This window comes from Streptococcus sp. DD10 (assembly GCF_001578805.1).
Taxonomy (GTDB): Bacteria; Bacillota; Bacilli; order Lactobacillales; family Streptococcaceae; genus Streptococcus.
Genome location: NZ_KQ969170.1, coordinates 1 through 11121, shown reverse-complemented (window position 1 = coordinate 11121; position 11121 = coordinate 1). Strand labels below are relative to the sequence as shown.

Here is an 11121-nt window from a genome sequence, read left to right as displayed (position 1 = left end):
AAAGAGAGAGACACTCCTTTTTTAGAAACTTAATTCAAGAATGTGACGGATTGAAAGAATAAGGACAGAATAAATCAGGGAATAGTATCATCTTTTGACACTATTCTGCAAGATTTTCTTTATTTTTGATAGTATAATAGAATCATCAATCGAAGTGAGGTAGTATCATGACAAAACAAATGACATTTCCAAAAGGCTTTCTCTGGGGCGGTGCGACAGCAGCCAACCAATGTGAAGGTGCCTATGATGCTGATGGGCGTGGTTTAGCTAACGTTGACGTGGTGCCAATTGGCGAGGATCGTTTTCCTATTATCACTGGGCATAAAAAAATGTTTGACTTTGAGGACGGCTATTTCTATCCAGCTAAGGAAAGTATCGATATGTACCATCGTTACAAGGAAGATATTGCTCTCTTTGGTGAAATGGGCTTTAAAACCTACCGTCTTTCTATTGCTTGGTCACGTATTTTTCCTAAGGGGGATGAGGCTGAGCCAAATGAAGCTGGGCTTGCCTTTTACGAGGACCTCTTCAAGGAATGTCACAAGTATGGCATTGAACCTTTGGTGACGATCACACACTTTGATTGTCCCATGCACTTGATTACCGAGTATGGTGGCTGGCGTAATCGTAAGATGCTTGGCTTCTATGAAAATCTCTGCCGTACCCTTTTTACACGTTATAAAGGTTTGGTTAAGTACTGGCTCACATTCAATGAAATCAATATGATTCTCCATGCACCATTTATGGGAGCAGGACTCTGCTTTGAAGAGGGTGAGAATGAGGAGCAGGTTAAATACCAGGCAGCTCACCATGAATTGGTAGCTTCGGCTATGGCGACCAAGTTGGCCCATGAGATTGATCCTGAAAATAAGGTCGGTTGTATGTTGGCGGCAGGTCAATATTATCCAAATACAGCCCATCCACGCGACTATTGGGCGGCCATGCAAGAAGACCGTAGTAGCTACTTCTTTATTGATGTTCAGGCTCGAGGAGAGTACCCAAACTATGCTAAGAAGCAATGGGAACGTGACGGCGTTAAGATTGAGATGACTGAAGAAGATTTGGCTCTTCTCAAAAAGTATACTGTTGATTTTATTTCCTTCTCTTATTATGCTAGTCGTGTGGCTTCAGGTGATCCAAAAGTGAATGAAAAGACTGCTGGAAATATCTTTGCTTCTATCAAAAATCCATATTTGGAAGCTTCAGAGTGGGGCTGGCAAATTGACCCACTAGGTCTTCGCATTACCCTTAACGCTATTTGGGATCGTTACCAAAAACCAATGTTTATTGTTGAAAATGGTCTTGGTGCTGCGGATACACCAGATGAAAATGGTTATGTTGAAGACGATTATCGTATCGACTACTTGGCAGCCCACATCAAGGCCATGCGTGATGCTATCAATGAAGATGGTGTAGAGCTTTGGGGCTACACAACATGGGGTTGTATTGACCTTATTTCTGCTGGAACTGGTGAAATGAAGAAACGTTATGGCTTCATCTATGTGGACCGTGACAACGATGGTAATGGTAGCCTTAAACGCTCTAAGAAGAAATCATTTAACTGGTACAAAGAAGTTATCGCAAGTAATGGTGCTTCTGTAGAGTAAAGAAACTAGGAAAAAGAGATTTTGATTTTAGAAGAACTCAATGTTCAAATATTTAAAATAAATAAGCGAACAGATTAGAATTCTGAATATCAGAAAACTAAATTTGTTCGCTTTTTATCTTTGAGGGTGGAGTTTGTTTTAGTGTCTTTTGAAAGAGCACTAAAACTCAAATTGCTTTAGTTAAATAGTCGGAGTTTATTTCTTTTTTAGAGAAGACTATGATTTAGTTCTCCCAACGACTTCGGGTAAAAAGGAGAGCTATAAGAGTCAAAATAGCAAAGACAGCAGTGGCAATCCAGTACGGAGTGTCTAGTGTTGTGGAGCGACCAGACAGATTGACGATCCCTCGGAAAAGGAAGCCGACTATCGTAATTGCTATTGTGGAGTTCCAAAGGTTGTAGCTCAATCGAGAGAGATTTGGCATAACTTTTAGACTGATAATGAGTCCGATACCACCTAATAGAGGTAGGATTGGTAACCAAGTCATATGAAGAGAAGTTTCTCCAAAACTTTTTGAGAGGTAGATTTGGCTAAATATCAGTAAAAAGATAGTTAATATGCTGTAGGTAATAGCCGTTCGTTTCAAACGTCTCTTTTGTGGGTGAAGTGCAGAACGTTTTTTGATAGTTTGTGTAGGATTAGTAACCAAAGTAGACAATATCGCTCACCGACCTTTCTGATATAGAGCCATTAGTTGTAGGTTTGTTAATAACTTGACCGTTAAAATAAAGTGTAGAAGAACCACCTCCGTCAAGATTATATGCAGTTTTTGCTCCGTAAGATTTCATCACTTCTGCCAGTTCATATAGAGAGAGACCGGCACTTTCAGAAGTACGTCCATCTGATACGACGATAATGTAGTGATTTTCATCGATAATACCGATAGCAGTACGTGGATTAGAAGACATAGCCTGACCAACTTCAGAGTTTGTCGATACTGTGATTTCCCCATTTTCAACTAAGGATGGGCCGAAAGCAAGCAGATTGGCAACTCCCTTATCAAGCAATTCTTGGGCCGTCGTTTGATTTTCGTAGATGATTTCAAAGTGTCCATCACTGAAAATAGCAAGGTCGCCATTTTCAGCATCATCACGAACGGTATCCCGATAGATAACCCCGTTTTTAATGACATAACCCGTTGAGTTAGCACCGTAGTAATCACCGTTTACAGCAAGGATAGCATTGTTAGCTGCAGCAGTTTCAGAAGTTTTAGCTGTTACATTGGTCCCGTAGGTATTTTGAGCTAGAGCTGTTTTAAGGTAGTCACTTGATGTGGTTGTGATATCTGCGATGTACACTTGGGTATTAGCGACTGTAGTTTCTGTTAAGTTGATGCTAATGTTCCCGTCAGAGTAGCTGCTATCCGTGATTGTAGCATTTGAAGCGGCTGTTTGAGCAGCTTTGGTATCTTGAGTATTTGCTGCTACGGTCGTCATGCTTTCTGACAGGACAAAGGTTTTTAGTAAAGTATAGCTAAATCCGCTAGTCAGTAAGAGTCCAAAAACAGAAGCATAAGCATAGGATTTTTTTAAGAATTTCATGAAGTTATGATTTTCCTTTCTTTGAAAATAAATTTCTTTTGAACGAACCAAGAAAGAACAAACAAAAGGAGACCGACAATAATTTTAACTAGAAGAAGGTTTAAACCAAATATGTGGTAAAAGAGTGTAATTAACATCGTATCTAGAATGAATATGGTGAGAACAAGGCCAGCATACCCAATTCCAGTTTTACTTAAGCTGTCCTTATTTTGGAATACCAAATTTTTATTAACTGAAAAGTTAAAGATAGCGCTACCTGTTCGAGCAATTGTATTAGCAAGTAAGATTCGAAGCACAGATGGAACAGCACTCAAAATAAAGATAAAGAATACATAGAGCAGATAATCTATTAGAAAAGAAGCGACTGAGGAAAGAGCAAATTTAAACATATTTTTGTAGATGATTAGTCCATCTTGTATTGGACGGAAGTGCGATCCGCTGTTATCATCGATATAGATGGTTTCGATAGGCACTTCTAAAATGGTCAATTCACGACTGGCATCCAATAACATATTCATTTCATACTCATAACGTTTTCCATCAACTGCTAGCATGAAATCAAGTAGAGAGGTTGAGAAGGCCCTTAATCCAGTTTGAGTATCGGATACAGCAATTCCAGTTTGTAATTTGAATATTTTTTTAGTTAGTTCATTTCCAAATCGACTTCGGAACGGAACAGAGCCTGAAAATGCCCGGCAGCCTAGAACTAATCGATGAGGTTGATTTCCGGCGACACTTGCTACAGCACGGATATCGTCTAGAGAATGTTGCCCGTCTGAGTCAGCTGTTACAACAACTCCTGGTCGATTGAGTCGTTTAATGTAAGCAAAGGCAGTTTTCAGTGCTTGTCCTTTTCCTTTATTCGTTGTATGAGAAATAACTGTTGCAAAATGTTCTGCCTCACGAAAAATATCTTTATAATTTATACCACTGCCATCATCTACAATGACAATGTGGTTAAAGTATTCCTTATCAACCTTTCTTAGCAGATCGAGTAAAGAATGATCAGGTTTATAAGCTGGTAAAACTAAATAGTTCATAGAGTACCTCGTTCAGTATTGATAGGACTATCATACAAAAGTGAGCTTAAATCTAACTGATATCAGTTAAGTTTAAGAAAACAGAAAGCTATCTTTAAGGTTTTAAAAGTCAAAAAGAGAGTGAATTATATAGAAGAAAAGAATTTGTGATAAGTTTTTCTGGTATTTAAAATAGAAAGAAATCAATTTTTTTCTATTTAGAGAGCGTTGTCTTTAAAAAAATAAGAGGGAAGAAGGTTGAATAGATGTAAAAACGTAATTTAATTTTTGAAAAAGTATTGACAGAGATAACATTCCGTGTTATACTGTTTATGTTGTGTAAATGGTCCGTTGGTCAAGGGGTTAAGACACCGCCTTTTCACGGCGGTAACACGGGTTCGAATCCCGTACGGACTATATATCTTAGGCTACTCTTATGAGTAGCTTTTTTCTTTCTCAAATTGTTTTGCATGTATTCACTTTTATCGTTTGGAAAGTTGCTTTTTATAATGGTAATTTTAGTCTATCTTATGAGAGGATACTTGAGAGAATATGTTTTGATAAGAATCCAGTTATGACAATGGGTGAAATGAATTGTAAATTTAGAATAGGAACAATTCTAAATTTACAATATCGGATTTAAAACAATAGTTGATTTCTTAAAATAGTATGCTTCTTTTAATTCCCGAAAGTTTTGTTCCATGATGAGAGTCAGTCTTTTCTTATCAGATATGAAAAATATTTTGTTGGCAAGAATTGTTTTATCCTGTTCGTTGACAGAGTCTTCTATCACTTTCTTTTTCAGTCTTTTGAGATTTTCCGTATCCCATAAAGTCGGGATTTATGGTATAATGTTACTCGGAGAAGAGTAAGCTGATTAGGTATTTCTATCGTTCAGTTACTTGTAGACATTTTTTAGTAAGATAGTTAATTGACAGAATGGATGTTTTGTTTAGCTATTTTAGAATCAAATAGAAAACTTGTCGTATAAAGATTTTGTTAACGTCTTCGTTACGACAGGCTGAGTAGGTGTTATCATGTTTCGTTTTATAAAAAAGGAAAAAGAGTCCATCTCCATTGAAGCTCCTAAACATATAGGAGTGATTATGGATGGGAATGGTCGTTGGGCAAAAAAACGGATGCAACCAAGGATTTTCGGTCACAAAGCTGGTATGGAAGCTCTTCAAAATGTGACGATTGCTGCAAAGGAACTTGGAGTTCAGGTGTTGACAGTGTATGCATTTTCAACAGAAAATTGGAATCGTCCTGAAAAAGAAGTTAAGTTTATCATGAATTTACCAGTTGAATTTTATGATCGTTTTGTACCAGAACTGCACAAAAATAATGTAAAAATTCAAATGATTGGTGAGGTTTCGCGTTTACCAAAAGAAACCTATGAAGCTTTGCTTAAAGCAGAGGAGCTAACGAAGTTAAACACAGGTTTGATTTTAAATTTTGCCCTAAATTATGGTGGACGTGCAGAGATAACACAGGCTATTAAAGAAATTGCACAAGATGTACTAGATGCAAAATTTAATCCAGGGGATATTACCGAGGAGATGGTGGCAGATTATCTACAAACCAGTAGTTTACCACGAGTTTTGCGAGATCCAGATTTGATTATCAGAACGAGTGGAGAAGTTCGATTAAGTAATTTTTTACCGTGGCAGTCTGCTTATAGTGAGCTGTACTTTACGGATGTACTTTGGCCAGATTTTGATGAAAACTGCTTACGGGATGCAGTGTTAGAATATAATAAAAGAAACCGACGTTTTGGAGGGATTTAAGGTAATGGACAATGATTTACGGACACGCACACTATCAGCAGGAGTAGCTTTAGCGCTTTTTTTACCCCTGTTGTGGTTTGGAGGAGTTCCTTTCCAGCTTTTGATTGGCTTACTAGCTATGTTTGCAACTCACGAATTGTTAAGTATGCGGGGGTTGGAAACGTTTAGTATTGAAGGGGTTCTTGCTATGTTAGCTAGTCTCGTTTACACGCTACCTCTTGAAACCTATCTCCCTTTTCTTCCAGTAGATGGCAATGTAATTGCATATGGTTTGTTGGTTTTACTCCTTCTTGGAACTACAGTTTTTGTACCCAACTACAGCTTTGAAGATGCTGTTTATCCGATTGCAACCAGTTTTTATGTAGGATTAGGTTTTAATTCTTTGATTGATGCTCGTATTGCTGGATTTGATAAGGTCTTGTTGGCTCTTTTTGTTGTTTGGGCTAGCGATAGTGGAGCCTATCTAGTTGGGCGCAAGTTTGGAAAGAAAAAGCTTGCACCTCTGGTTTCTCCGAATAAAACCGTTGAAGGTGCTTTGGGAGGGATTGTATCTGCCGTGGTGGTTAGTTTTGTTTTTGCTCTTTTAGATAGCTCGGTTATTCGACCATACAATCTTCTAGCTCTCCTCCTTTTCAGTGTTTTCTTTAGTATAGCAGGTCAATTTGGAGATTTAGTAGAAAGTGCGATGAAGCGACATTTTGGAGTTAAAGATTCGGGCAAATTCATTCCAGGACATGGTGGAGTTTTAGACCGTTTTGACAGTTTACTTTTTGTTTTTCCACTAATGCATTTTTTAGGTTTTTTCTAATATGAAATCTATTTTTCTTATGGGAGCTACGGGGTCAGTCGGTGAGCAAACACTAGAAGTTTTAGCTAGTTATCCTCAACGTTTCTCCCTCTATGGTTTTAGCTTTTTTAGCCAGCTTGAAAAAGCAAGAGAAATCATTCATCGCTTTTCACCAGTCCTAGTAGTGGCAGGAGAAGAAGAATCTGCGGAGTGTCTAAAGAAGGAATTTCCAACTATAAGGATTCTAACCGGGGAAAACGGGTTGGAGGAAGCAGCAGTTTCGAACTATAACTTTTTTGTCAATGCTATTACAGGTAGTAGAGGACTTTTGCCTACACTTGCAGCTATTAGGAAGAAAAAGGAAATAGCTTTGGCAAACAAAGAAACGCTGGTGATGGCTGGTGATTTTATAATGAGTGAAGCCAAGAAATATGGGGTGACCATCTTACCACTTGATAGTGAACATTCAGCTATTTTTCAAGTTATGCAAGGAATTTCTGCTCCAAGTCAAATACGAAAGATGGTGATTACTGCCTCAGGTGGTAGCTTCCGTGATGTGACTAGAGCAGAACTCTCTAGTGTCACGAAGGAAGCGGCACTGACACATCCTAATTGGTCTATGGGAGAAAAAATTACAATTGATTCAAGTAGTATGGTTAACAAGGGACTTGAAGTGATTGAAGCGCATCATCTATTTGGAATCTCTTACGATCAAATAGAAGTTATTCTACATAGAGAAAGTGTAGTTCACTCTATGATAGAACTAGCAGATGGTGCTATTTTAGCCCAGTTAGGGGCTAGTGATATGCGGCAACCAATTCAATATGCATTGACCTATCCGGAACATCTCCCAATTAAAGAGGAGACAGCTTTTTCTCTGGTAGACTTAGCCCAACTTCATTTTGCTCCTATGGATTATGAACGTTTCCCCATGTTGGCTTTAGCTTTTTATGTTGGCAAACGTGGAGGGACTTTTCCAGCAGTATATAATGCAGCAAACGAGTTGGCAGTCGAGGCTTTCCTAAATGAAAAAATATCTTATCTGCAAATAGAAGATGTGATAAAAAAGGCAGTATCAGAGCATGTTGAGGTGGAAAAACTTACTTTAGAAAACATTCTAACAGTTGATCAAAAAACGCGAGAAAAAGTAGAAAGGTGGCTGACATGTCCGCAGGAATTATAGGATTTTTAACGTTTCTTATTATATTTGGTGTTATCGTTGTTGTACACGAGTTTGGGCACTTTTATTTTGCAAAAAAATCAGGTATACTGGTTCGCGAATTTGCAATTGGGATGGGACCTAAGTTGTTTTCTCATATAGGGAAAGACGGGACAGCTTATACGGTTCGAATTCTTCCGCTAGGTGGCTATGTTCGCATGGCTGGCTGGGGCGAAGATAGTACAGAGATAAAAACGGGTACTCCCGTGACGCTTAGTATGAATGCTGATGGAATCGTCACTCGAATTAATCTTACGAAAAAACAAATCGATCCAACGGCATTACCAATGAATGTAACCAGTTTTGATTTTGAAGAAAAATTGGAAATAAGTGGGTTGGTAATTGGAGAAAATCAGACCTACAAAGTAGACCATGATGCAAGTATTATTGAGGAAGATGGAACAGAAGTTCGTATTGCACCATTAGATGTTCAATACCAAAATGCAACTATCTGGGGACGGCTAATTACAAACTTTGCTGGTCCGATGAATAACTTTATCCTATCTTTGGTTGTATTTATTGTTCTTGTTTTTCTGCAAGGTGGTGTACCAAACTATGATAGTAATCAAGTACAGGTTAGTCAAGATGGAGTATTGGCTCAAGCAGGTTATAGTGGAACGCTTGAGTTAGAAAGTTTGAATGGGCAAAAAATTACAAATTGGGAAAGTTTGACGCAAGCCATGCAGCTGGCCACAAAAGATGCTGAAATAGCACCTGAATTAAAATTAACCATACAAACACAAGGTGAAAAAAAAGAGATTCAAATTACACCTAAAAAAGTTGATGGAAACTATGTAATTGGTGTGCAACCCGTCCTTAAAACAGGGTTAGTTGATAAGTTGTTTGGAGGGGTCGCAATGACAGTCTCAGCTGCTGGAACGATACTTCAAGCATTGCGTGATTTGATTGCAAGTTTTAGTTTAGACAAATTAGGTGGACCTGTTGCGATTTTTCGTGTGAGTAGTCAAGCGGCTCAAAATGGTTTGAATAATGTGCTCTATTTATTGGCATTTCTCTCTATTAACATTGGAATCTTCAATCTTATTCCAATTCCTGCACTGGATGGTGGTAAAATTCTACTGAATATTGTAGAAGCGATTCGCAGAAAGCCACTAAAACAGGAAACAGAGACCTATATTACGATGGCTGGTGTCATTATCATGGTTATTCTAATGATATCTGTCACATGGAATGATATTATGCGTTTATTTTAAATTGTAAATGAAATGAAAGGAAGTTATATGAAACAAAGTAAGATGCTCATCCCAACTCTTCGCGAGATGCCAAGTGATGCACAAGTTATTAGTCATGCACTCATGCTTCGAGCAGGTTATGCACGCCAAGTCTCAGCAGGGGTCTATTCTTATCTCCCTTTGGCGCATCGAGTAATTGAAAAAGCCAAAAATATTATGAGGCAAGAGTTTGAGAAAATTGGAGCAGTAGAGATGTTAGCCCCAGCTCTTTTAAGTGCCGATTTGTGGCGTGAGTCAGGACGTTATGACACCTACGGTGAAGATCTCTATAAATTAAAAAATCGTGAAAAATCAGATTTTATTTTAGGGCCAACCCATGAAGAAACCTTTACAAGTATTGTTCGTGACTCTGTGAAATCTTATAAACAACTTCCATTGAATCTCTATCAAATTCAACCTAAGTATCGTGATGAGAAACGACCTCGTAATGGGCTACTTCGAACTCGTGAATTTATCATGAAAGATGCTTATAGCTTCCATTCTAATTATGACAGCTTGGATGTCACATATGAAGACTACAAGGCAGCTTATGAACAAATTTTCACTCGAAGTGGTTTAGAATTTAAAGCGATCATTGGTGATGGTGGTGCTATGGGAGGGAAAGATAGCCAGGAATTTATGGCGATTACGCCAGCACGTACCGACCTTGAACGCTGGGTAGTACTTGATAAATCGGTTGCTTCTTTTGATGAAATTCCAGAGGAAGTTCAAGATGAAATTAAGGCAGAGCTTCTAAAGTGGATGGTTTCGGGTGAAGACACGGTTGTCTATTCTGATCAGTCGAACTATGCAGCTAATCTTGAAATGGCTACTAGTCAATACAAAGAAAGTAATCGAGTTGTTTCAGAAGAAGAACTAGTGCGTGTTGCAACGCCAAATGTTAAATCGATTGATGAAGTGGCAAACTATTTAGATATTCCGAAAGAGCAAACAATCAAAACACTATTTTACATGGCAGACGGAGAACTGGTTGCAGTGCTTTTGATCGGAAATGATCAACTAAATGAAGTAAAATTGAAAAATTATTTAGGAGCAGATTTCTTTGAACCTGCAAGTGAAGAAGAAGTAGCTACTATTGTTTCGGCAGGTTTTGGTTCACTCGGTCCTGTCGGTTTGCAAGAGAATGTGAGAATTATCGCAGACCGGAAGGTACAAGATGCTCGCAATGCAGTTGTTGGGGCCAATGAGGACGGGTTCCACTTAACAGGAGTCAATCCAGGTCGTGATTTCACAGCAGAGTATGTAGATATTCGTGAGGTATGTGAAGGAGAGGTTTCGCCGGATGGACAAGGAGTTCTTCGTTTTGCGCGTGGAATTGAAATTGGACATATCTTCAAATTAGGGACTCGCTATTCGTCAAGTATGGGGGCAAATGTTTTAGATGAAAATGGACGTGCAATCCCAATTATCATGGGAAGTTACGGCATTGGTGTCAGTCGTCTCCTATCAGCTGTTATGGAACAGCATGCCCGTCTTTTCGTTAATAAAACTCCAAAAGGTGATTACCGCTACGCTTGGGGAATCAATTTTCCTAAAGAATTGGCACCATTTGATGTACATTTAATTACAGTTAATATCAAGGACGATGAATCACAAAAATTGACGGTTGACTTGGAAGAGAAGCTTCAAGTAGCTGGTTATGAAGTTTTGACGGATGATCGCAATGAACGCGCAGGCGTGAAATTTAGTGATAGTGACCTGATTGGACTTCCGATTCGTGTCACAGTTGGTAAGAAAGCAAGCGATGGTATTGTTGAAGTTAAGATAAAGGCAACAGGGGATACAATTGAAGTACATGCAGATAATCTACTAGAAACCTTGAAAATTTTGACTTCAACAAACTAACGGTTTGTTTATGATCAAGAGAGAGTTTTTGAATAAGAAAAACAAAGTCTATTTGGAAATTTC

At 38.5% G+C, this 11121-nt stretch carries 9 protein-coding genes and 1 tRNA gene; 7 read left to right on the top strand and 3 right to left on the bottom strand.

All coding sequences use genetic code 11. The annotated features are described in order from the left end of the window. Window positions 1–167 precede the first annotated feature (167 nt). Entirely contained in the window at window positions 168–1607 is a 1440-nt protein-coding gene (locus STRDD10_RS09830) for a 6-phospho-beta-glucosidase (protein WP_067195652.1), read from the top strand. A 223-nt stretch (window positions 1608–1830) separates the two neighbouring features. Here STRDD10_RS09830 and STRDD10_RS09825 read toward each other — a convergent pair whose 3' ends face one another. The 3 genes from STRDD10_RS09825 to STRDD10_RS09815 are packed head-to-tail and all read right to left on the bottom strand — an operon-like array spanning window position 1831 to window position 4188. Then, window positions 1831–2265, bottom strand: coding sequence for a hypothetical protein (locus STRDD10_RS09825; protein WP_443031103.1), 435 nt, complete (start codon window positions 2263–2265; stop codon window positions 1831–1833). Next, window positions 2246–3148 (bottom strand): phosphodiester glycosidase family protein, encoded by a 903-nt coding sequence (locus tag STRDD10_RS09820; protein ID WP_067195649.1) that lies wholly within the window; start codon window positions 3146–3148, stop codon window positions 2246–2248. Before STRDD10_RS09820 ends, STRDD10_RS09825 begins: the two co-directional genes overlap by 20 nt. Then, entirely contained in the window at window positions 3145–4188 is a 1044-nt protein-coding gene (locus tag STRDD10_RS09815; RefSeq protein WP_067195647.1) for a bifunctional glycosyltransferase family 2/GtrA family protein, read from the bottom strand. The genes STRDD10_RS09820 and STRDD10_RS09815 overlap by 4 nt, the downstream gene beginning before the upstream one ends. Window positions 4189–4512: 324 nt before the next feature. Here STRDD10_RS09815 and STRDD10_RS09810 point away from each other — a divergent pair. The 6 genes from STRDD10_RS09810 to STRDD10_RS09785 all read left to right on the top strand — a co-directional run bounded on the left by STRDD10_RS09810 (window position 4513) and on the right by STRDD10_RS09785 (window position 11058). Next, window positions 4513–4584 (top strand) — tRNA-Glu (locus STRDD10_RS09810). Between the two features lie 620 nt (window positions 4585–5204). Beyond that, window positions 5205–5954, top strand: coding sequence for an isoprenyl transferase (locus tag STRDD10_RS09805; protein WP_067195645.1), 750 nt, complete (start codon window positions 5205–5207; stop codon window positions 5952–5954). 4 nt (window positions 5955–5958) lie between these two features. After that, complete coding sequence (locus tag STRDD10_RS09800) at window positions 5959–6762, top strand: phosphatidate cytidylyltransferase (RefSeq protein ID WP_067195642.1); 804 nt, start codon at window positions 5959–5961, stop codon at window positions 6760–6762. 1 nt (window position 6763) lies between these two features. Continuing rightward, window positions 6764–7924, top strand: a complete 1161-nt coding sequence (gene dxr, locus STRDD10_RS09795; protein ID WP_067195639.1) for a 1-deoxy-D-xylulose-5-phosphate reductoisomerase — start codon at window positions 6764–6766, stop codon at window positions 7922–7924. Beyond that, window positions 7921–9174 (top strand): RIP metalloprotease RseP, encoded by a 1254-nt coding sequence (rseP, locus tag STRDD10_RS09790; RefSeq protein WP_156468653.1) that lies wholly within the window; start codon window positions 7921–7923, stop codon window positions 9172–9174. Before dxr ends, rseP begins: the two co-directional genes overlap by 4 nt. A gap of 27 nt (window positions 9175–9201) precedes the next feature. Then, on the top strand, window positions 9202–11058 hold the full coding sequence (locus STRDD10_RS09785; RefSeq protein ID WP_067195633.1) for a proline--tRNA ligase: 1857 nt from the start codon (window positions 9202–9204) through the stop codon (window positions 11056–11058). The last annotated feature ends 63 nt before the right edge of the window (window positions 11059–11121 follow it).